General features: G+C 68.1%; 19 protein-coding genes. 11 read left to right on the top strand and 8 right to left on the bottom strand.

Annotation, left to right across the window (positions count from 1 at the left end; translation table 11 throughout):
* Positions 1-557: 557 nt before the first annotated feature.
* Positions 558-872 carry a DUF7882 family protein gene (locus AC6CH0_RS08155; protein WP_498099546.1) on the top strand — a complete coding sequence of 105 codons (315 nt, stop codon included), beginning with the start codon at positions 558-560 and terminating at the stop codon, positions 870-872.
* A 202-nt stretch (positions 873-1074) separates the two neighbouring features.
* On the top strand, positions 1075-2043 hold the full coding sequence (locus AC6CH0_RS08160) for an aldo/keto reductase (protein ID WP_498099548.1): 969 nt from the start codon (positions 1075-1077) through the stop codon (positions 2041-2043).
* On the opposite strand, the gene AC6CH0_RS08165 is transcribed toward AC6CH0_RS08160, so the two are convergent.
* Positions 2026-2973, bottom strand: a complete 948-nt coding sequence (locus AC6CH0_RS08165) for a LysR family transcriptional regulator (protein WP_498099550.1) — start codon at positions 2971-2973, stop codon at positions 2026-2028. The two genes, AC6CH0_RS08160 and AC6CH0_RS08165, sit on opposite strands and share 18 nt — an antisense overlap.
* A gap of 175 nt (positions 2974-3148) precedes the next feature.
* Here AC6CH0_RS08165 and AC6CH0_RS08170 point away from each other — a divergent pair, with 175 nt between their 5' ends.
* From AC6CH0_RS08170 to AC6CH0_RS08180, 3 genes are read left to right on the top strand one after another with little or no spacing between them, the layout of a single operon-like run.
* The gene (locus AC6CH0_RS08170) at positions 3149-4000 is read left to right on the top strand and encodes an inositol monophosphatase family protein (protein WP_498099552.1); all 852 of its coding nucleotides are present in this window, start codon (positions 3149-3151) and stop codon (positions 3998-4000) included.
* A 32-nt stretch (positions 4001-4032) separates the two neighbouring features.
* Positions 4033-4671, top strand: coding sequence for an NADPH-dependent F420 reductase (locus AC6CH0_RS08175; RefSeq protein WP_498099554.1), 639 nt, complete (start codon positions 4033-4035; stop codon positions 4669-4671).
* Positions 4668-6017 carry an amidase family protein gene (locus tag AC6CH0_RS08180; protein ID WP_498099556.1) on the top strand — a complete coding sequence of 450 codons (1350 nt, stop codon included), beginning with the start codon at positions 4668-4670 and terminating at the stop codon, positions 6015-6017. The genes AC6CH0_RS08175 and AC6CH0_RS08180 overlap by 4 nt, the downstream gene beginning before the upstream one ends.
* A 56-nt stretch (positions 6018-6073) precedes the next feature.
* Here AC6CH0_RS08180 and AC6CH0_RS08185 read toward each other — a convergent pair whose 3' ends face one another.
* The gene (locus AC6CH0_RS08185) at positions 6074-6859 is read right to left on the bottom strand and encodes an enoyl-CoA hydratase-related protein (protein ID WP_498099558.1); all 786 of its coding nucleotides are present in this window, start codon (positions 6857-6859) and stop codon (positions 6074-6076) included.
* Between the two features lie 252 nt (positions 6860-7111).
* Here AC6CH0_RS08185 and AC6CH0_RS08190 point away from each other — a divergent pair, with 252 nt between their 5' ends.
* Genes AC6CH0_RS08190 through AC6CH0_RS08205 form a run of 4 tightly spaced genes read left to right on the top strand, consistent with a single transcriptional unit; the run spans position 7112 to position 11459 of the window.
* Positions 7112-7942, top strand: coding sequence for an ABC transporter ATP-binding protein (locus AC6CH0_RS08190; protein WP_498099560.1), 831 nt, complete (start codon positions 7112-7114; stop codon positions 7940-7942).
* Complete coding sequence (locus AC6CH0_RS08195) at positions 7935-8888, top strand: ABC transporter permease (RefSeq protein ID WP_498099562.1); 954 nt, start codon at positions 7935-7937, stop codon at positions 8886-8888. The genes AC6CH0_RS08190 and AC6CH0_RS08195 overlap by 8 nt, the downstream gene beginning before the upstream one ends.
* 47 nt (positions 8889-8935) lie before the next feature.
* Positions 8936-9997, top strand: coding sequence for an ABC transporter substrate-binding protein (locus tag AC6CH0_RS08200; protein ID WP_498099564.1), 1062 nt, complete (start codon positions 8936-8938; stop codon positions 9995-9997).
* 7 nt (positions 9998-10004) lie between these two features.
* A complete protein-coding gene (locus AC6CH0_RS08205) occupies positions 10005-11459 on the top strand; it encodes an amidase family protein (RefSeq protein WP_498099566.1) in 1455 nt (484 codons plus the stop codon).
* Between the two features lie 11 nt (positions 11460-11470).
* Here the strand turns inward: AC6CH0_RS08205 and AC6CH0_RS08210 are convergent, their stop codons facing one another.
* Genes AC6CH0_RS08210 through AC6CH0_RS08230 form a run of 5 tightly spaced genes read right to left on the bottom strand, consistent with a single transcriptional unit; the run spans position 11471 to position 17466 of the window.
* Positions 11471-12436 carry a carbohydrate ABC transporter permease gene (locus AC6CH0_RS08210; protein WP_498099568.1) on the bottom strand — a complete coding sequence of 322 codons (966 nt, stop codon included), beginning with the start codon at positions 12434-12436 and terminating at the stop codon, positions 11471-11473.
* Positions 12426-13376 (bottom strand): carbohydrate ABC transporter permease, encoded by a 951-nt coding sequence (locus tag AC6CH0_RS08215; protein WP_498099570.1) that lies wholly within the window; start codon positions 13374-13376, stop codon positions 12426-12428. The genes AC6CH0_RS08210 and AC6CH0_RS08215 overlap by 11 nt, the downstream gene beginning before the upstream one ends.
* Positions 13377-13382: 6 nt before the next feature.
* Positions 13383-14687 carry an ABC transporter substrate-binding protein gene (locus AC6CH0_RS08220; protein ID WP_498099573.1) on the bottom strand — a complete coding sequence of 435 codons (1305 nt, stop codon included), beginning with the start codon at positions 14685-14687 and terminating at the stop codon, positions 13383-13385.
* A gap of 54 nt (positions 14688-14741) precedes the next feature.
* Positions 14742-16364, bottom strand: coding sequence for an FAD-dependent oxidoreductase (locus AC6CH0_RS08225; protein ID WP_498099575.1), 1623 nt, complete (start codon positions 16362-16364; stop codon positions 14742-14744).
* A complete protein-coding gene (locus AC6CH0_RS08230; RefSeq protein ID WP_498099577.1) occupies positions 16351-17466 on the bottom strand; it encodes a LacI family DNA-binding transcriptional regulator in 1116 nt (371 codons plus the stop codon). The genes AC6CH0_RS08225 and AC6CH0_RS08230 overlap by 14 nt, the downstream gene beginning before the upstream one ends.
* Positions 17467-17785: 319 nt before the next feature.
* Between AC6CH0_RS08230 and AC6CH0_RS08235 the strand changes: the two genes are divergently transcribed.
* Positions 17786-18688: a lytic transglycosylase domain-containing protein gene (locus tag AC6CH0_RS08235; protein WP_498099579.1), complete on the top strand. Its 903-nt coding sequence runs from the start codon at positions 17786-17788 to the stop codon at positions 18686-18688.
* A gap of 26 nt (positions 18689-18714) precedes the next feature.
* Here AC6CH0_RS08235 and AC6CH0_RS08240 read toward each other — a convergent pair whose 3' ends face one another.
* Positions 18715-19413 (bottom strand): YdeI/OmpD-associated family protein, encoded by a 699-nt coding sequence (locus AC6CH0_RS08240; RefSeq protein WP_498099581.1) that lies wholly within the window; start codon positions 19411-19413, stop codon positions 18715-18717.
* A gap of 268 nt (positions 19414-19681) precedes the next feature.
* Between AC6CH0_RS08240 and AC6CH0_RS08245 the strand changes: the two genes are divergently transcribed.
* A complete protein-coding gene (locus tag AC6CH0_RS08245) occupies positions 19682-21937 on the top strand; it encodes an arylsulfatase (RefSeq protein WP_498099583.1) in 2256 nt (751 codons plus the stop codon).
* Positions 21938-21984 lie beyond the last annotated feature (47 nt).

Consider the following 21984-nt stretch of genomic DNA (forward strand, 5'->3'; position numbering starts at 1 on the left):
ACTCCAGCTCGTCGATGGCTCCGGCGCGCGACGGCCGAGTCCGCAGAAATCGGCGGATCGCGCTGCGCGGATGTTTCCACCGCCCGGCCTCGAAGGTCAAGGCGTTGTGGGCAGAGATTCGAACGCACAGACTGGCCAGTGAGGACAGAGCGGGGGAAGCATGCTGCAGGCCAGGATCAGGATCGACGGGCGGGAACATTTCATTCCGCCCGAGAACGACGCCGAGTCGCTGATGCGAACGATCACGGAACAGGTGCGCACCGGCGGTGGATTCGTGGAGATCATTTCGACGCCCGGTCGTGCGTTGAGCATTCTCGTCTCTCCGGGAATGAGTTTGTCCATCGAGATCACGCACGTCGACGAGGAACCCGCGGCATCCGGCGCTGAGATCGAGCAGGCGTCGCGGGCGCAGTCGTGGTTGGACCCGCTCGACCTGTTGTGATCCGATTCGATGATGCGGTGCGAATTAGCAGAGCCGGACGCGCTGAGCAACCCCGGAATCGGCGCTCGCTCGCGAGCCGGACTTCGCGCTACGGTGTGCACACGAGGAGGAACCCGTGGGAAAACTGCACTACGCCAACCAGATCTTCGAGATGGACGACCGCATGCTCGCCCATCTCCAGCTCATCATCGGAGTGAAGCTCCGACGGGGCGAGAACTTCTTCATGTCTTGGAAGGCGCACCCCTCCTCGGGTGAGGGTCGCCGGGCGATCTGGATCGACAACGGCGTGTCGATCTGCTTCGAATACGCATCCAGCCACGAGTTGAAGCTGAACATGGAGTGGGCCGAGAAGCTCGCCGACTCCGCGGGCAAAGGCGGGGGCCTCACCATCATGGCCGAAGACATTCCCCTCATGCCCGAAGCGAGCTGATTCCGGGTCGGCGCACGCGCTGAAGCATCCGGCACCCTGCCCTGCCCGGTTCTGCCTGGGCGGTGGCTCCCCATTGGCTCATCGTTGCGTCTGGGTAAATTTTCGCTTCGGAATTATGCATTTGTAGTCACGTGAACGCGTTCCTATGCTCGGACCATCGTGCTCCGCGGGACGCACGCGACACAGAGGGAGCGTCGAGTCGATGCGAAAGGTACAACTCGGTCAATCGGGGTTGCAGGTCAGCGAGTTCGTGTTCGGAGCGGGATCGATCGGCGGTGTCGGGACGTCGGCGGCGACTCGAGGGTTCGGGCTCAGCGCCGATGAAGGACAGGAGCGGCTCGACGAGGCCAGGGCGCTCGGCATCAACATCGTCGACACCGCCGACGCCTACGGTGGCGGCGAGAGCGAGAAGGCCGTCGGCCGATGGCTCGCGGAGCGCAAGCCCGCCGAGGTCATCGTCACCACCAAGGTCGGTCTCGTCAGCCATGCCGACGGCACGCGTGGCGTGAATCTCACCCGGGAGCACATCGAACGCCAGCTCGCCCAGAGCCTCGAGCGGCTCGGTCGCGTCGACCTGTACCTGTCTCACGCGCCCGACCCGGTCACGCCGATCGAGGAGACCATCGCCACGTTCAGTGAGGCGCAGGCTGCCGGGCGCATCGGCGCCTACGGCGTCAGCAACATCTCAGCCGAGAAGCTCGAGGCCATCCTCGCGGCGGCTGACGCGAGAGGGCTGCACCGGCCGGTGTCTGTGGAGAACCGTTTGAACCTGCTCGACCGGGGCGACGAAGCGGAGGTGCTGCCGCTCGTCATAGCCGAGGGGCTCGGCTACACGCCATTCTCGCCGCTCGCCGGTGGAGTGCTCTCCGAGCGGTACCTCGACGGTGCAGCGCCCGAGGAGGGGAGTCGGATTGCGGTGGCGGGCAACATGTACTACAAGGGCTTCCACACGCCGGAGAACCTCGAACGCGTTGCCGCGCTTCGCGACGTAGCGGTCGAACTCGGGGTCAGCGTTTCGGGCCTCGCCCTCGCCTGGCTCCGCGATCACCCCGGTGTCACGGCACCGATCATCGCGCCGCGCACGTCCGCCCAGTGGGGTGCTGTGACCGAGGCCGCAGGACTCCGGCTCGAGCAGCCGGTGCATGCACGAATCTCAGCGCTGTTCGCCTGAGCCGCTCACGCCGACGTCGTCAGCATCCGATTCTCCGAAGATCCCGCTGAAGGTGCTGCGGACGCGCTGGCGCAGCCACCGGTGCGCCTTGTCGTTGTTGTAGCGCTGGTGCCAGGCCAGGAACAACGTGACGACGGGAGTCTCGATCGGAAGCGGTCGCGTCACGAGGTTGAGGTTCTGCAGCGTCGGTCGACACATGTGTTCGGGCACCGCGACGATGATGTCGCTCTGCGACGCGAAGTAGAGCGCGGCCGTGCTGGTGGGCGCCGACGCCAGCACCCGGCGCCGATGTCCGAGTCGCCCGAGCGCCTCGTCGATCGGGTCGACGAGGCGCCCGCGGCGAGAAACCGTCACGTGCGCGGCGTCGGCGAAGTGCGCGACGGTGAGGTCTTGATCGGCGAGGGGATGCTCGGATCTCATCGCGGCGACGAGGCGATCGGCGCCGATCGTCTCGTAGCTGACCTCGGGGAGCTCGGGTTTCGTCGAGCTGATCTCGAGGTCGACCTGCCCATGCCGGAGGTCGTTCGTATCGACGCTCGATTCGGCGAGGAAGCGAACCGCCACCCCCGGCGCCTCGCGCTGCACGACTCGGAGGAGGTCGGACCCGATCGCAACGGTCACCGCGTCGTGTCCGCGCAGCGTGAAGGTGCGCGCCAGCGTGCTCAGGTCGAGCTCTCGTTCCGGTTCGAGCAGTGCCTGCGCGCGCTGGACGAGGTCGTGCACATCGCTGCGCATCGCCAGCGCGTGCGGAGTGGGGGTCATGGTTCGGCCGGTGCGCACGAGAATGCCGTCACCGGTCGCCCGTCGGATTCTGCCGAGCGTTCGGCTCATCGCCGGCGCCGAGAGATTGAGGCGGTCGGCTGCTGCGGTCACCCCGCCCTCTTCGAGGAGCGCATCGAGGGCAATCAGCAAGTTGAGGTCGAGTTGCACGAGAGTAAATCTAGCGCGGATGGGATTATGCGCCACGCATATGAGCGCGCGACATTGATTGCGTCCGAGTAAATCGATATCTGTCGACAATGCATTTGACGTCACTCCTCTCGAGTCCTTAACGTCGAGGCAGCCAGTCGGGGCGGAGCGCCCACAGAGCCGAGAGAGAGCAACCGTGACATCAGAGCCTCGTGAACTCGTTCACCCCGCCGTCGGCGGACCGAATCCACTGGTCGCCGACGACCAGATCATGGTCCGCCAGGTCATCGACGCCGTACGAGCGGCAGGCGTCCGGATGCTCGAGATCTTCTCTCCGCGGCCGGAGTACACGACGCGAGACGAGGTCGTCGCCGCGATCCATGCCAACGACTTCGAGTCCCTGGCGGTGCTTCGCCCGCATCTGAACGCGATTCGCCCGGCCGCCGGCTGGGTCGAGGACGAGCTCGAGAGCGGTCCCCTCCCAGACGGCGAATGGTGGGTGGCGGATCCGGTCGAAGGCAACATCAACCACGTTCACGGCATGCCCGACTGGGGGGTGACCGCCACCCTGGTGCGCGACAACGTGCCGGTGCTCACCGCCGTGCACATGCCGTTGACCGGCAACACGTACCATGCGGTCCGGGGCGGCGGCGCCTTCCTCGACGACGTCCCGATCCACCCTTCGGGGAAGACGCGTCTCGACGGTGCCCTGGTCGGCACCGGCCAGGCGCGCCCGGGGGAGTCGGCGCTCACCTACGAGCGCATCGGCGCATCCGCGACGGCGATGCTGAACGCGGCACTCGTGATTCGGGTCTCGGTGCCCGCTACGCTGCAGCTCATCCACGTCGCATCCGGCCGCATGGAGGCGTTCTGGCAGTTCAGCCAAGTGCGTTCCGGCCTGCTCGCCGGCGCCCTGCTCGTCGCCGAGGCCGGTGGCGAGGTCACCGACACGCGCGGGCGACCGTGGACGCTCGACAGCGAGGACTTCCTCGCTTCGACGCCCGGACTCCACGCCGAAGCGGTCGCGACACTCTCGAAGATCACCTGAAGCAGTTCCATCGAAGAACGAGGAGACAGCACATGAGTTCCATTGCAATCCTGGGATCGGGTCGCGTCGCGAAGGCGCTCGCCGGAGGGCTCACCTCCGCCGGACACGAGGTGATCGTCGGCAGTCGATCGCCGCACGAGGCCGAAACGGCCTGGGAGGGAGCGGAGGTCGCGTTCGACACCGTTCCCGGCGCCCTGCGTGCGGCGACGATCGTCATCAACGCGACACCCGGCAACTCCACCGTCGCCAGGTTGAGCGAGGTGCGCGAACTGCTCGACGACAAGCTGCTCATCGACGTGTCGAATGCCGTCGAGCGTGGCGCCGAGGGTCAGCCGGGCGGACTCGTCTACCCGAACGGCAGCCTGGCCGAGTCGCTGCAGCACGCGCTCCCGGGCACCCGGGTCGTGAAGACGCTGAACACCATGCTGTTCATGGTCATGGCGGCTCCGTCGAGCCTGGCGCATCCGGCAACGGTGTTCATCTCCGGCGACGACGCCGGTGCGAAAGAGGCGACGAGCGCGCTGCTGCGCGACCTCGGCTGGGGTGACGAGCAGATCCTCGACCTCGGCGACATCCGCTCGGCGCGGGGGCCGGAGTCGGTGATGCTGCTGGTGCCCGACGTCATGCGGTCGCGTGGATTCGCCCCGTTCGCCGTCGCCATCGTGTCGTGAGCGCACCGGTGACGCACGACGGCTCGTCGGTCTCGGGTTGGGCGGATGCATCGGGGGAGGTGCGTGCGCGCGCCGTCCCGACCGCAATCCGTGCGGCACGACAGGCATCCGAGACCCACGGCGCATTCATCGCCGTCGTCGATGCCCCGCCCGAGGCCCTCCACGGCGAGCTGTCGGGCCTCCCCTTCGCGGTGAAGGACAACATCGATGTCGCGGGCGTGCCGACGACGGCGGGAAGCCCGCTGTTCGACGGGCCGCCCGCCGAGGTCGACGCCGGCATCGTCAGCGTGCTCCGCGATGCCGGGGCGGTCGTGGTGGGCAAGACGAACATGCACGAGCTGGCGTTCGGCATCACGTCGAACAACGCCGCCTTCGGCCCGGTGCGCAATCCGTTCGACCTCACTCGGTCGGCGGGCGGCTCGAGCGGCGGAAGCGCTGCAGCCGTCGCGCTCGGTGTGGTGCCGTTCGCCGTCGGCACCGATACCGGTGGGTCGGTCACGATCCCATCCGCGTTCTGTGGGATCGTCGGCTTTCGCCCATCGACCGGACGGTATCCCGTCGACGGGCTCGTCAACCTGTCGACGACGCGCGACACCCCAGGTCTTCACGCCCGCACCGTGGCAGACGTACGCCATCTCGACCGGATCATCTCCCGCTCGCCGAGCGCACCGGATCGCCCGCTGCACCAGGCTCGGATCGGGATCCTGCGGTCGAGGTTCGCCGACATCGACCCCGACATCGCCGAAGCCGGGGACCGAATGCTCGAGCGGTTGAGCGAGGCCGGCGCCACCGTGATCGACGTGCACATCCCCGACGACCTCGCCTCGGGCGGCGGCGCGGGCATCGAACTCGTGCTGTACGAGGCGGAACGCCTCATCGCCGCGAGGGCCGGTGAGCTGGCCCACGCCCACGTGCGGTTCGCCGACCTGGTCCTCAAGATCGCGTCGGCCGACGTGCGCGGTCTCGCCGAGATGATCGCGACGAATCCGCTGTCCGTCGAGGCGTACGAGGCGGCTCGCGCCGTCAGGTGGGATCTGCGTCGGCGATATGCCGCGGCATTCGAGGAATCCGGCGCCGATGCGCTCGTCGGGCCGAGCTGCGCGGTGCTGCCACCGCGCATCGGCGAAGACGAGTTCGTCGAACTCAACGGCGTGGAGGCGCCGGTGTTCGCAACGGTCACCCGGAACACCGCGCCGGGCACCGTCGCGGGCGTACCGATGCTGACGCTTCCGGCCGGGAGGAGCCGCACCGGGCTTCCGATCGGGATGACGTTCGAGGGCGGCTTCTTCGCGGACGACGCCCTCTTGTCGCTCGGTTCGCAGATCGAGGATCTCGGGCTCGAATGAACTGCGTCGGCCAGGAGGCACGCCCTCGCGTTCCTCCTGGCCGACGCATCCGTGCCCTACGAGCCCGTGTACTCGGGAGCGCGCTCCTGTCGGAGGGCGGCGAGTCGTTCTCCGAAATCGCGAGATGACATGAGCTGGTACAGGGCGGGAATCAGGTCGGCGTAGACCGCGTGCGCGTGGCCGTCCCATGCGCGGTGGGCGAGGCGCAGCGTCTCCCTCACGGCGAGCGGCGGATGCTGCGCAATGCGCTCGGCCAGCTCGATGGCTCTCGTCAACTGCGTTCCGGGCGCGACCACCTCTTGCACCAGGCCGAGGCGCAGCGCCTCCGCGGCATCCCACTCGTCTCCGGTGAGGATCCACCGCATCGCATTCGCCCAGCCGACGTCGAGTGGCATCCGGATGCCGGCGCCACCGGCCGGGGTGGTGCCCCTGCTGACTTCGCCCTGGCTGAAGGTGGCGTCGTCGGCGGCGATCCGGATGTCGGCTGCGAGCATCAGCTCGTGCGCCATCGCGCCGACCTTGCCCTGCACGGCGACGACGAGGGGTTTCGACAGTCTCGTCGAGGTGCCGAACGGGTTGATCCGGCCTCGACCGTCTGCCGTGTACATCCGCTCCCTCAGCATGGGCAGGAAGGACTGCGGATCCAAGCCGACCGAGAAGTCGCGGCCTGCGCCGGAGAGCACCAGCACCCGGACGTCCCGGTCGTACTCGGCCGTGTGGAACGCTGCCGCCAGCGCGTCGAGGGTGTCGGGGTCGATGGCATTGGCGACCCCTTCGCGGTTCAGTTCGATGAGCGCGAGCGCGCCGCTTCGCGTGTACCGCACAGTTTCATCCGACGTCATGATGATGCTTCCTCTCGATTGCCTCGTGTCTTCACACCGTACGAACGGCGCTGGCTTTCATCAAATGCAGTTTCGCTATCGGTGGATTTACTTGAACGCATTCGACGATCACCCGGGTGTGGCGCATTGATTGCGTCTGGGTAAATCCGGGAGTAGCAAGAATGCATTTGCATGCCTCTGTGGTCGAACTTACGATCGACCCATCGCCCGCAACGCGGCGGCCGATGAGCCCGGAGACGGAGCGCCATGATCATGTCCGCACGAACCCGCCGTGCCAGCGGCGGAGTCGACCCCGCATCCGGCCACGCCGCCCATCCGGCGATTCACCTCGCCGACGTCGGCAAGGTCTTCGACAGCGGGTTCCATGCCCTTGCCGACATCGAGCTCGACGTCGCGGCCGGAGAGTTCGTCTCCATCGTCGGGCCGAGCGGCTGCGGCAAGTCGACGCTGCTTCGCGTCATGGCCGGCCTGACCGCAGCAAGCGGAACGATCGAGGTGCGAGGGGCGCTGGTCTCTGGCCCGCGTCGAGACATCGGCCTGATGTTCCAGAAGCCCGCGCTGCTCGAGTGGAAGACCGCACTCGAGAACGTGCTCGTTCCCGTCGCCGTGGCCCGCCGAATCACGAGCGGCGACATCCGGGAGGGCCTGCGACTGCTCCAGCTCTTCGGCCTCGACGGATTCGCGTACCGATTCCCGAGCCAGCTCTCGGGCGGGATGCAGCAGCGCGTCGCCCTTGCGCGACTCATGATGACCGGCGCATCCGTTCGCCTGCTCGACGAGCCGTTCGGCGCGGTCGACGAGCTCACCCGTGAGCGACTGAACATCGAACTCCTGAACGTCCACGGCATGGGCGCCACCACGACCGTGCTGGTCACCCACAGCATCTCCGAAGCGGTGCTGCTCTCGGACCGCATCATCGTCATGGCAGCCGGACCCGGCCGAATCGTCGCCGACCTGGCTGTGCCGCTGCCGCGACCACGCAACTCAGGTCTGCTGCAGACGCCCGAGTTCCAGTCCATCGCATTCGCCGCCCGCACCAGCCTGTTCGGTCACCTCGACGGAGAGATGAACGCCGATGAGTAACGACAACGCGACCGCCACCGCTGCAGTCGGCGCGGTCCAACCGACACGGCGCCGGCCGCGTGCGCCGCGCGCCGGGTGGGCGGCACCGCTCGCCCTGTTCGTGGTCGTGGTGGTCGCATGGGACCTGGCCGTGTCACAGGGATGGATCAGCGACCTGATTCTGCCGCGACCATGGGCGGTGGTCGTCTCGACCTACGAACTCTTCGCGACCGGCATGATCTGGGAGCACTTCTGGGCGACGCTCTACGAGACCTTCGCCGGATTCGCGTTCGCGGCGATGCTCGCGATCTCGATGGCCCTCGCGGCCGGCTGGTCGAAACTGCTGCGCAGCATGATCCAGCCGTACGCGGTGACGCTCCAGGTGCTCCCGATGCTCTCGCTCGCGCCGATCATCGTCTCCGCCCTCGGGTTCGGCTTCGAATCGAAGATCGTCGTGGCGGGCCTCATCGCGTTCTTCCCGATCTTCGTCAACACGCTGACCGGGCTCTTGATGCCCGACCCGCAACAGGAGGAGCTCTTCCGCTCACTCGGAGCGAGCAAAGCGAAGACCTTCGTGCACGTGCTGCTCCCGACCGCTGCCCCGATGATCTTCGCCGGGTTGCGGATCGGGCTCACCCTCGCACTCGCGGGCTCGATCGTCGCTGAATTCGTCTCGGCCCAACGCGGCCTCGGCCTGCTCGTGCAGCGATTCAGCTACCAACTCAATCTCGACGACGCATTCGCGGTCATCGTGGTGCTCACCGTCATCGGGTTGGCGCTCTACGGCGCAGTCGGGGCAGCCGACCGTGTCGTGGTGTTCTGGCGAGACGAGACGCAACTCGCCCGGCGATCGCGCATGCGCGCTCGTCGCTTCGAACGACGGCTGCAGAAGGCCCCGGTCGAAGCGTCCTCGAACCACATTCCATCATCACGAGATCTCCCAACAACGTCGGAGGCGACACTGTGAACACGAATCGAATGACTGCGCCCACGAATCGAATGCACCGGCGAACGGTGACCCGCGCCGCGGTCATCGTGCTGAGCCTGGTGATGCTGAGCGGCTGCGCGAGCCCGGCGCCGGGCGAGGCCGAGGGCGGTTCCCGCACGATCGTCGTCGCGACACCGGCGCCCGACTCCCTCTTCACCTTCAACGAAGTCGTCGCGAACGAGCTCGGCTTCTACGAGGAGGAGGGCATCAGCGTCGAGCGGGTGGCGCTGTCCGACTCGATCCCGGTCGCCGGTCTCGTGCAGAACGGAAACGCCGACATCGGCATGATCTCGGCGAGCGACGCGCTCGCCGCGGCATCCAAGACGGAAGAACTGGCACTGCCCTACGACGAACGCACCGGAGGCAGCGGATTCATCTTCGGAATCGTCGTGCCGGAAGACAGCGGCATCACCGACCTCTCGCAGCTCGAAGGAGAGAGCATCGGGTTGGCGTCGCCGGATCAGGACTTGGCGCTGCTCGCCTCGGCATTGAAAGAGGTCGGTCTGAGCATCGACGACGTCGACCCCATCATGGTCGGACCCGGCGGGTCATCCGTTGCGGAATCGCTGAGCTCGGGACGGATCGCGGCGTATACCGGCACGATCGCCGATTTCGCCGCGTTCGGTGATGCCGGCCTCGACGTGGTGAACATCATCCCGGAGGGACTCGAAGGGCTGCCGGTGGGCGGCTACATCGTTCGAGCTGCGGACCTCGAGTCTGACGAGGACCTCGTCGCGTTCTTCCGTGCCCTGGCGAAGGGCACGTTCGTCGCCCTCGAACGGCCGGAGATCGCAGCCATCGTGACCCAGAAGGTGGCGCCGGAGCAGTGGCGCGAACCCGAGGTGGCGGAGTTCCTGCTCGAGGGCCTCGCCGAGACCCTGACACCGTATGACGGCGTCAACTTCGGTGAGATCAAGGTCGAGCGCTGGGCGAATGCGCAAGACCTCCTGATCGAAACCGGGAGCCTCGCCGGGCCGGTCGACCTGCAGGCGCTCCTTCGAACCGACCTGCTCGGGCAGATCAACGACTGGGACCGCGACGAGGTGCTCGCCGAGGCCGACGCCTGGCTCGCCGAGAACAAGGGGTGAGCCGCGCATGAGCCCGATGGACCGGCGAAACCCGTTCGCGGAGCTCTCCGCGGCAGCCGCGGTGCGTGCGATGCGCGACGGAGAGCTCCGAGCGGTGAGCTATGCCACCGCGTTGCTCGAGGCGTGCGAGGCGAGCGCCGACCTCAACGCCTTCATCACCCTCGATGGCGAGGAGGTGTTGCGCGCCGCGCGATCGGCCGACCGGCGCCGGAATTCCGGTGCGTCGCTCGGGACCCTGCACGGGCTGCCGATTTCGGTGAAAGACAGCATCCACACCCGCGACTACCCGACGACGAACGGCACGCGGTCGATGATCGGACACCGACCCGCCGAGGATGCCGACATCGTTCGGGGGATCGTCGAGGCCGGCGGCATCGTCATGGGCAAGACGAACCTGACGGAACTGTCATTCGGCTGGACCAGCAACAACGGCACCTTCGGGCCCGTGCGGAACCCGTACCAGCACGACCTCGTACCCGGGGGCAGCAGCGGCGGCTCCGCTGCGGCGGTCGCGGCGCGCCTCGCACCGCTGGCGATCGGCGCCGACACGCTGGGCTCGATCAGGATCCCCGCGGCGTTCTGCGGAGTGGTCGGCTTTCGACCGAGCTACGGGAGATACCCGAACTCGGGGTCGTTCGGCCTCACCGACGACCGACTCGACCAGCTCGGTCCGCTCGCCCGTCGAGTCGAGGACATCGCGCTGATCGACAGCGTCTTCTCGCACGGCGAACCGCAACTCCCGAAGCGCTCCCTCGCCGGGGTCCGCATCGCCGCGCCGCCGTTCTACTGGAGCGGTCTGGAGTCGACCGTGGGCTCCGTCGCCGACGACGCGATCCACCGTCTCGAGGCGGCCGGTGCAGTGGTCGTCCGCGCCGAGATACCGAGCACCATGCAGGCCGCGTTCGATGTCGCGGCGGCGATCATGCTGTTCGAAGCGATGCCGAGCATCCGGCGATACCTCGACGCGTTCGCCGTCGATGTGGGTTTCGACGAACTGGTGGGGCAGATGGCCGACGGGCAGCGCGAGTTCTTCACCGACGTCGCCATGCATCCCGGCCGCCCACCCCACGAGGCATACGATGCGATGCTCGTGGTGCAGCGGCAACTGCGGGACTCGGTCCGAGAGTACTTCGCCGGGCACCGGATCGAGATGCTCGTCTTCCCATCCGTCGCGGCGCCGCCACCGCCCATCGGTGAGGAACACGAGGTCGTCGTCGACGGTGAACGGGTGTCGTTCTTCGCGGCATTCGGACGGAACACCGCGCTTGCTCCCGCAGCCGGGTTGCCGGCGCTCACCCTCCCGGCGGGCCTGTCGTCGACCGGTCTGCCGGTCGGGCTCGAATTGACCGGCCTGCCCGGGAGCGACCGCGACGTTCTGGCGCTCGGAGCGACGATCGAGCAGCTCCTCGAGTTCCGCGGCAAGGGGCGGCCGTCGCTCCAGACGAGTCGATCCGTGCCCTGACGGCGACGCTCTCAGCCCTTCAGCCCCGTGTGCGCGAGTCCTTGCACGAACTGGCGCTGCGCGACGAGGAAGACCGCGAGCACCGGCAGCACGGTCAGCGTGGTCGCGGCCAGCTGCACGTTCCACATGGGCCCGCCGTAGGCGTCGACGTACTGCGTGAGCGCCTGCGGAAGCGTGAACATGTCTTTGCTCGAGAGGTAGACGATCGGTTCGAGGTAGAGGTTCCACGACTTCAGGAAGGTGAAGATCGCCACGGCCGCGAGCGCCGGTTGCGACAGCGGAAGGGCGACGCGCCAGAAGATGCCCCAGCGGCCGAGGCCGTCCATGCGACCGGCCTCCTCGAGCTCGGTCGGCAGGCCCAGGAAGAACTGCCGCATGATGAAGATCGACAGCACCGCAGGTGCGCCGAAGATCGGAATGACGACGAGCGGCCAGTGCGTGTCGATGAGCCCGAGGCCGTTGACGAGCCGGAACAGCGGCACGATCGTCACTTCCGACGGCACCAGGAGGCCGACCAGCACGACGAGGAACAGGGCGTTCGCGCCCGGAAACCGGATGCGAGCGAAGGCGTACCCGGCCATCGCCGCGACCAGCATGGTGCCCACCGTGACGATCGCCGCGATGTAGAGGCTGTTCCAGTACTGCTGGGCGAATGGCTGCAGCGCGAACACCTCGCCGTAGGCCTCGAACGTCGGGTTCGCCGGCCAGAGCGTCGGCACCTTCTGCAGGATCTCGCTCATCGGCTTCAGGCTCGACGTCGCCATCCACAGCGTCGGGAAGATGAACGGGATGCTGATCACGGCGAGCAGGGCGACGAGCCCCGCCGAGACCCAGCGTCGCTTCGCACGGGAGGAACCGGCCCGCGACCGCCGGGGCGGCGTGGGGGAGCCTGTGGCGATTGCGGTCGTGCCGGCCGTGGAGTCTGCGGCGCTGTCGGCCGTGGGCTCGGTCGGAGCCATCGGAGCGTCAATTCTCATGGAAGACCCACCTCTTTCGCGTCTGCCATTGGATCAGGGTGAGGACGAGCACGATGATGAACAGCAGCACCGAGATCGCACTCGCGTAGCCGAAGTCGTTGAAGCGGAACGCCTGCTGGTACAGGTAGTAGACGAGCACGGTCGTCGAGTTGCCTGGTCCGCCGCCGGTGAGCACCGCGATCTGTGCGAACACCTCGAGTGACCCGACGATCGTGAGGATCGACACGAGCAGCACGGTCGGACTGATCAGCGGCAGCACGATCGACCGGAAGCGCCGCCACGCGCCGGCGCCGTCGATGCGGGCCGCCTCCATGATCTCCTCGGGCACGCCCTGCAGCGCGGCGAGGAACAGGATCATGTTGAGCCCGACGTTCTTGAACACCTGCACGATGATCACCGAGAGCATCGCGGTGAAGTCGCCGCGCAGCCAGTTCGGCCCTTCGATGCCGATGAGCGCGAGGAATCCGTTGATGCCGCCGTCGGCCTGCAGCAGGAAGCTCCAGATGATCGTCCATGCCACGAGCGAGACCACGACCGGCGAGAAGAAGAAGGTGCGGAATGTCGTCGTGCCCGGCAGCTTCTGGTTCAGCAGCACCGCCAGCACGAGCGCGAGCGTGATGTTGAACACCACGAGCCCGATCGAGAACCACAGGCTCGCGAGCAGCGAGTCGTGCAGGCCATCGTCGGCCAGCATCCGTTCGTAGTTGTCGGCGCCGGTGAACTGGAACGTGTTCGCGAGCACGTTCCACTCGTGCAGTGAGAACCAGAACACGGCGATCAGGGGTGCGATCACGAACACGAGCGCGCCGAGCACCGCAGGGGCGACCATCGTGTACCCGACGACCCAGTCGCGCCGTGCCACCGCGGAGCGGCGAGGGCGAACAGTTCGCCCCTTCCGCTCCGCGGTCTCGGCCGTCGCGACGACGGCAGCGTCAACCATGCTGCCTCAGCCCTCCAGCAGTGGTGCGATCGTCGAGCAGGTGTCGGCGAGCACGGCTTCGGCGTCGGCGTCCGCGGTCCACAGCGCGTCGAGCTCTGCCCGCACCGTGTCCTGCAGCTTGGCGAAGTTGACGTGCGTCGGCTTCGTCACGGCACCCTGGATGCCGTCGACCACGACGGCCTGCAACTGCGCTTCGCTGAGCTTCGGGTTGGCGGCGCCCAGCGTCTCGGCGTTCAGGAGCGACTCGCGCGGCGGCGGGAAGTAGGCGGCGAGCTTCTCGGCGTTCTCGGGATTCGTGAAGAACGCGAGGAAGTCGGCCGCGACGGCCGGGTGCTCCGCGTTCGCGAAGACGCCGATGCCGGCCTGGCCGATCACGTTCTGCTGTCCGGCCGGCCCAGCAGGGAGCGGAAGGATGTCCCACTGGAACGAGCCGTCGAGCGCAGAGGCGCGACTGATCTGCGTCACGGTCATCGCAGCCTCCCCGGCGAAGAAGTCCGCCGTCGTGCCCGGGCCGGGCATCGCGGCATCCGTGAAGATGGCGTCGTGGATCCAGGTCATCGCCTCGACCATCTCGGGATCGGTGAGGGTGCACGTCGTGCCGTCCTCCGACCACGGCGCGGCCTCCCAGCCGTTCCAGATGGTCGACAGGTTCTCCCAGGCCTTGTAGTCGAAGTCGCGCACGACGAGGCCCTGCTTGCCGGATGTCGCCGCGGCCGCGGCCGACAGGTCACGAGCGGCATCGAAGGTCCAGTCGCCCGACGCCTCGAGATCGGCCGGGTTCGGCTGACCGGCGGCGGCGAGCTGGTCGGTGTTGACGAAGATCGCGAACGGGCTGTTCGAGAACGGATAGGCGTACAGCCCGTCGTCCTTCTGCCACAGCGACAGCGACGACGGCAGCAGGTCGTCGTAGTCGTAGCCCTCGGCTTCCGACAGCGTCGGTGCGAGGTCGGCCAGCGCCCCGCTCTCGACGAATTCGGGAGCGTAGCTCTCGAGGATCCAGCCCAGGTCGGGGGCGTTGCCGCCGGCGAGCTGCGTGGTGAGGGTCGTCGTGTACTCGGCGAAGGGGATCGCCTCGAAGGAGACGTCGGAGACGAGCTCGGGGTGCTCGTCGACGTACGCATCGGCGATCTCCTGGAAGAGCGCGAGCTGCGTCTCATCCGCGGTCCAGACCGTCATGCGCAGCTCGACGGGTTCATCGGGCGTGGTCGCCTCCGGCGTACCGCTGCAGCCGGTGAGGGCGAGCGCGACGGCGGCGATGCCCGCGCTCAGTGCCAGAGGTGCACGCGCGCGACGCGACGATGGGTGGCTCATGGTGTCTCCTGTTCTGTGCTTGCTGTTGGTTGGTGCAATGGTCGGGGTCGTGTCTCAGTACGCATGGACGCCGTCGGGCCAATGGCGCTCGACACCCGAGGCGTCGAGCTCTCGCTGGTAGTCGGAGAGCCGGCCTGCATCGGCGTGCACGGCGTGCGGCGTGCTGCCGGTGGCGACGCAGTAGGCGGCGAGGTGGCCGGCGGCCTCGCCGATGTTCCACTCGACCGGGTGCAGGCGGTAGCAGCCGTTGGTGATGTGCGTCGTGCCGATGTTCTTGCCCGCCGCGAGCAGGTTCGTCGTGCGCTGCGGGATGAGCGCACCGAGCGGGATCTCGAACGGCGTCGAGGCGACGTCGATGTAGGTGTCGCCGCCGGTCGAGGGGTGCAGGTCGATCCGGTACATCCCGACCCCGACCGACTCCTCGTAGCGCGTCGCGCCGGCCTCGCCTCGCACGGCGTACGAGACGTCGTTCTCGGTGACCGTCGTGAGTGCACGGATGCGTCGCGACTCACGGTGGTACGGAGCCTGTGCGAGGCCGTCGGCGGAACCCATCAGGTCGGGGCGCAGCCGCAGTCCGGGATAGCCGGCGCCCCCGTCGGGGCGCGGGGCCTCGGTCTGCATCCAGTAGAACATCGACAGGCTGAGCTGCCGGGCGTCTTCGTAGCGTGCCAGCTCGACGTCGCGCGGAGCGTCGAGCACCGGCGCGAGGAAGTAGTCGATGCACGGCCAGTTGACGAGGCACACGTCGCTCTCGTAGAACCCGTCTTCGAAGAGCTCACGCGCGGCGATGCGCCGGAAGGTCCAGAGATTGGTGTCACCCGCGTTGCGCGACTGGTCGGCGTCGACGGCGAACACGTCGTCGCCGGGGTTCGGGCCGAAGATGCGCGGCTCCATCTTCAGGGTGCGCGGGTTCGGCGCGTTCCAGGAGAGCAATCGATCACCCTGCCAGGCTGCGGGCGCGTACTCCCGCCAGAAGTCGTAGCGCGCGGGGCGTTCGATGGTGTGGTCGCCTTCGACGTGCTCGACCGCGAAGCACACGCTCAGCGCCTGCACGTTGTCGGGCTGGGCGACGTCGGGAGCGCTCGGCTCCCCGGTCTCTGCGCGCGACTCGAATCCGGTGACGTATTCGGTGCCGGTGAGCGGCAGCAGCTCGCCGGTCTCGGTCGCGTCGAGCACGTAGTCGGCCCGCACCGTGACATCCGCTGCGCCGATCTCGGAGCCCAGGGTGACGGTTGCGATGCGGTCGCCGTCGACGGTCGCGGAGGTGGGGCGCACGCGTTCGAGGAGCTGGATGCGGCCGGTCGAGCGATGCGGCGCGAGCATCTCCTCGAGCACGCCGACGGCGATGCGGGGCTCGTGGCAGAGCTTCGACACCCAGCCGGCACCGGGATTGAGCTCGGCGCGATCGCGGGCGGCCTCGACGAGCGGATACCGGCGACGGTAGACGTCGCGGATGCCGTCGCGCAGCGCGCGATAGCGAGCCGTGACGCCGAACGACTCCACCCAGGGGTGCTCGTCGGGCGGCACCGCCTGCGAGGTGAGCTGCCCGCCGACCCACGGGTACTCCTCGGTCAGGATGACGCGCGCTCCCCGGTCGGCGGCGGCGAGGGCCGCGGCGACGCCGCCCAGTCCTGCTCCGACGATGAGGATGTCGGTCGAGAGTTCACGCGTGGTCACGAATTGTTCCTTCGGGGAGATCGGCGGTGGTGGGTGCGACGGCGAGTGATTCGCCGTCGATGTCGGGGCAGTCGAGGATCTGGCGATAGTCCTCTTCGTCGAGGGCCGGTGGATTCGGCATCCGGCCCTCGGGCGCGCGCGGTGTCGAGGACTCCTGATCGACGATGCGAGACAGGAGCACGAGTGCACGCGCGCCCATCTCCTCGCGCGGAATCGAGAAACCCGACCACGTGCGGCCGCCATGGCGGGGGTGGTGCGGTTGCCCGAGCAGCAGCATCGAGATGTCGCCCGGCATGCGCACGCCGCGCGACTCGAGCTCGTCGGCGAGTTCTTCGGGGTAGTTCTCGGGTGCGACGAGGATCGCGGTGAGGCCCCGTTCGATGATCTCGCCGGCGGCATCGGGGATGTCGTGCACGTCGACGAAGCGCAACGGCAGCCCGTGTGCGCGCATCGCGCGCCGGTACCCCTCGACGCGGTCGAGCGTCGGCTGGTCGCTGCTCTGCGGACCCGCGTACCCGATGCGATCGTGACCCCGGGCGACGAGCCGGTCGATCTGGCGAGCGGTGGCCGTGACGTAGTCGACGCCGACGTACGGCAGCCGGCGGCCTTCGCTGACCCTCTTGCCGATGAAGACGAACGGGTAGTTCGTGTCGAGCAGGTGTTGCAGCTCACCCCGGTCCTCCTGCTGGCCGAGCAGCAGGCAGCCGTCGGCGATGCCGAGCCGCTGCCATCCGTCGCGGGAGAGCTGGCGCTTGCCCGCGACGACGCGGGCGGAGGTGAAGAGCAGGATGTCGACGCCGAGCTTCTCCGCCGCGTGCTCGATGCCGACGAGGAATGCGCCGTAGAAGTCCTGGCCGCCGCGGGGGAAGGTGGACTCGTAGGTGAACACGCCGAGGATCTGGTTGCGGCCGCCGGCAAGGCGTTGCGCGACGGGGTTGGCGGAGTAGCCAGTGATGCGGATCGCGTCGAGCACGCGGCTGCGCGTCTCTTCCGAGATGCGCACGCCGGCCGGGGCATTGCCGTTGAGCACGAAGCTCACGGTCGACTGGCTCACGCCGGCCATTGCGGCGACATCGGCCTGCGTGAAACGCTGACGCGGCATCGATCCTCCTCGATCGGTACTCAGGGTGACGAGATTGCAGTCTGCGGCTCACTCGGCGGAGGCGTCAAGGTGATAATGCGCATTATTAGCGCTGGGCCGGGGCGCAGGGCGGGATGACACCGGCCCGGATAATTCGCATTACGCGAGCGGCAGCGGCCGGTGGAATCGCAGCCCGCGAAGTCGGACATTTGCGGGTGCGGTTTTCCGTGCGGCGAGTACTCTGGAAGGACTGGTCGCCGACGCGCAGCTCCGATGAGCAGGCGCCGATCGGCACAGCGGGCAACCGACGATCCAACGCCCGAACGGAGCAAGCGCAACGATGTCCTGGGACGACAGCGACGACGCAGACGATGACGACTTCGGCGGGCATCGAGCGGCTCGAGCTCCCGGCCGCGCCGGGGCATGGAGCGTTGCGCGCCGTGTGCTCGCCTACTCGGGTGTGGCGGCCGGCACCGTCGGACTCGTCGTCGGCGCGGTCTTCGCGGTGAATGTGGCGGGCCTCGCCCTCAAGCCCAGCGGGTTCGCGACGCCGACGGAGAAGGGGCCGAGCGTGGCGTTGCCGCCCATCACCCTGACCCCCGACCTCGGCGAACCGGGCGACGAACAGCAACTCCCGACGAGTGAGGATTCTGCGCCGGTCGCGGGCTCCACGGGATCGCTCGTTCCCAGCATCGATCCCGAGTGGATTTCGCGCACGGCAGCCGCCACGGGGATTCCGTTGCGCGCCCTCGCCGCCTACGCGTACGCGCACATCTCGATCGCCGAGGAACAGCCCGAATGCGGGCTCGACTGGACCACGATCGCAGCGATCGGATCGATCGAGTCGGACCACGGAAGCCATGGCGACGCCGTGCTCGCCGACGACGGCACCTCGAGCCCGGCCATCATCGGCCGAGCACTCGACGGCGACGGCGTGGCCAGGATCGGCGACACCGACGGCGGGCGCTTCGACGGTGATGTCACGTGGGACCGCGCGGTCGGGCCGATGCAGTTCATCCCGTCGACCTGGGCGAAGTGGGGAAGCGATGCGAACGGCGACGACGTCGCCGACCCCAACCAGATCGACGACGCCGCGCTCTCGACGGCGCGGTACCTGTGCGCCGCAGGGGCGATGACGAGTTCCGAGGGATGGCGCGCAGCGGTGTTCTCGTACAACCACGACAACGACTACGTCGACAAGGTGGCGACCGTCGCCAACGGCTACGCACCGTCGGCCGAGTAGCCGACCGGCCGTCGACCGCGGTTCGGTCAGTCGGCGTCGCGAGCGCTGTTCGAGTCGGATGCCCCGGCGGCGTGTGCCGCAGCCGCCGCCGCGCGCTCCGCCCACTTCGGCGTCTCGCCGTAGCGCTGGAACGACACGAGCCGGCCCGCAGCGCTGTCGTCGATGACCTGCGCGAGCCGTCGCTCGCGCGTGGCCTCCTGCTTCGCCGAGAGCACCCAGTGCGTGACCTGTCGGCGGTAGGTCGGCGTGGCCGCCTGCCAGAAGGCGGATGCCGCGGCATCCGCTGCCAGTCGCGCGGTCGCCTCGGGCGGCAGTTCGCTGTTCGGGTTCTCGTGGGAGTAGACGCCCGAGCGGTCTGCGCGCCGTCGTTCGAACGCCGCGACGCCGGCGGGGTGCATGCGCCCTTCGGCGGTGAGTCGTTCGACGAGGGCGATGTTCACGCTCGACCAGATGCTCGCGGCCTTGCGAGGGGTCCAGCGCTGCCGACGGGCATCGTCATCGATGCGCTGCGAGACCGAGTCGATCCATCCGAAGCACAACGCCTCTGGCACCGCCTGCTCCCACGTGAGCCCACGGTCGGGCACGTGCTTCTTGTACAGGCCCATCCACAGTTCGGTCTCGGTGTCGTGGTTCGCCTCGAGCCACGCGCGGAACTCTTCGGGCCCCGAGAAGAAGACGGCGGGACGCTCTTCGCTGCCACCCGGTGCGCCGATGCTCGTGGTCATGGCACGAGTCTGCCACCAGGCACCGTCATCGCGTCGGTCCGGCGAGGACCACCCCCATTCGGGGGTGATGCAAGGATGGGGCTGGCCGGTAGCGTGTGAATCGCCCGACGCCTTGCAGGTCTGGATCTCAGGCGGTGTCGGAGAGGGATGGGGGTCCCATATGCCGCAACAATCTGACATCCGCTCTTCCGTCGTGGCGGATTCATTGCCGCCGGCGCGATCGCTTCCGTTTCCCCCGACACCGTCGGGCAGCGTCGCGGGTCGGACGATGCAGGAATCGACGTACTCGCCGCGGCCATCCGAACGCCATCTGCCGGATGACGCCCCGAACGTGCTCATCGTGCTCATCGATGACGCCGGCCCCGGCCTGCCATCGACGTTCGGCGGTGAGGTGAACACGCCGACCCTTGATCGGCTACGCGGAGAGGGAGTCGGATACAATCGCTTCCACACGACGGCGATGTGCTCGCCGACACGTGCGGCGCTCCTCACCGGCCGCAATCACCACCGGGTCGGCAACGGCCAGATCGCCGAACTCGCGAACGACTGGGACGGCTACTCGGGTCACATCCCGAAGAGCACGGCGACGGTCGCCGAGGTGCTCCGCAACTACGGGTACGCGACCGCCGCCTGGGGCAAATGGCACAACACCCCCGCTGAGGAGACGACGGCCGCCGGGCCGTTCGACCGATGGCCGACCGGCTACGGGTTCGAGTACTTCTACGGATTCCTCGCTGGGGAGGCATCCCAGTACGAGCCGAACCTCGTACGCAATACGACGACGGTGCTTCCGCCGAAGAGTCCCGAGGAGGGGTACCACCTCAGCGAGGACATCGCCGACGATGCCATCGGCTGGCTCCGGACGCACAAGGCACTCGCGCCCGACCAGCCGTTCCTCATGTACTGGGCCAGCGGCGCCATCCACGGGCCGCACCACGTCACGAAGGATTGGGCCGACAAGTACCGCGGCAAGTTCGACGACGGCTGGGATGCGTATCGGGAGCGGGTGCACGAGCGGGCCAAGGCCGCCGGGTGGATTCCGGAGGATGCCGACCTCACCCCGCGGCATCCGCAGATGGCCGCCTGGGAGGACATCCCCGAGGAGGAGAAACCGTTCCAGCGCCGGCTCATGGAGGTCGCCGCCGGGTTCGCCGAGCACGTCGACGTGCAGGCCGGCCGGGTCATCGACGAACTCGAACGCCTCGGCTACGACGAGAACACCATCGTCATGTACGTGTGGGGCGACAACGGCTCATCCGGCGAAGGCCAGAACGGCACGATCAGCGAGCTGCTCGCGCAGAACGGCATTCCGAGCAAGGTCTCCGATCACATCGCCGCGCTCGAGGAGCTCGGCGGTCTCGATGCCATCGGAACGCCCGCCACCGACAACCAGTACCACGCGGCATGGGCCTGGGCGGGCTCCACCCCGTACCAGGGCATGAAGCTCCTCGCCTCCCACCTCGGCGGCACCCGCAACCCGCTGATCGTCAAGTGGCCGGCGAAGCTGCAGCCCGACACGACCCCGCGCACGCAGTTCCACCACGTCATCGACGTCGTGCCGACGATCTACGACATCCTCGGGATCTCGGCCCCCGACATGGTCAACGGCATCCCGCAGGAACCTCTCGACGGCGTCAGTTTCGCGTATTCCCTCGACGATGCGGATGCGCCGGGCCGCCGCATCACCCAGTACTTCGAGATCATGGGCAGCCGAGCCATCTACTCGGACGGCTGGATGGCCTCCGCCATCGGGCCCCGACTGCCGTGGCTGCAGGGGCTTCCCGCGGGCATCCAGACCTGGACCCCCGACCAGGACCCGTGGGAGCTCTACAACCTCGACGAGGACTGGACGCAAGCGCACGACGTCGCGGGCGAACACCCCGAGAAGCTCGCCCAGCTGAAGGAACTCTTCGCGATGGAAGCGGCGAAGAACAAGGTCCTGCCGGTCGGTGGCGGGCTCTGGATCGTGGCCCTGCACCCCGAACTGCGCATCTCACCGCCCTATACCGAATGGGCGATGACCGGCGACACGACCCGAGTGCCGGAGTTCTGCGCCCCCGCCCTCGGCAACCGGCCGAACACGGTCACCATGGCCGTCACGCTCCGCGAGCGGGCGAACGGGGTGCTCTACAAGCTCGGCGGCGCCGGCGGCGGCCTCACCTGCTACCTGGCCGACGGCGTACTCACCTACGAGTACAACCTCTTCCTCATCCAGCGCACGATCATCGCCGCTGCATCGCCGCTCCCCGCCGGCGAAGCGACGATCGAGGTGGAGACCACCTACGCCGAGCCGCGGCCCGCCGGACCCTTGAACATCGTGATCCGGGTGAACGGCGAAGAGGTGGCGACGGGAGTGGTGCCGGTCAGCGCGCCGCTGCTGTTCACCGCGAACGACTGCCTCGATATCGGTCGAGCGTATGGGGGTGCCGTCTCACGCCACTACGTCGACCGGATGCCCTTCTCGCTCGAGGGATCGATCGATACGGTGCGCATCGCCTACATCGCCCAACCGGGGAGCGACTAGACGGCCGGCGGCCGACAGCCGGCGCGGCGGCCGCCGGGCGTGGCGAT

The organism is Agromyces sp. GQ35, assembly GCF_059758475.1.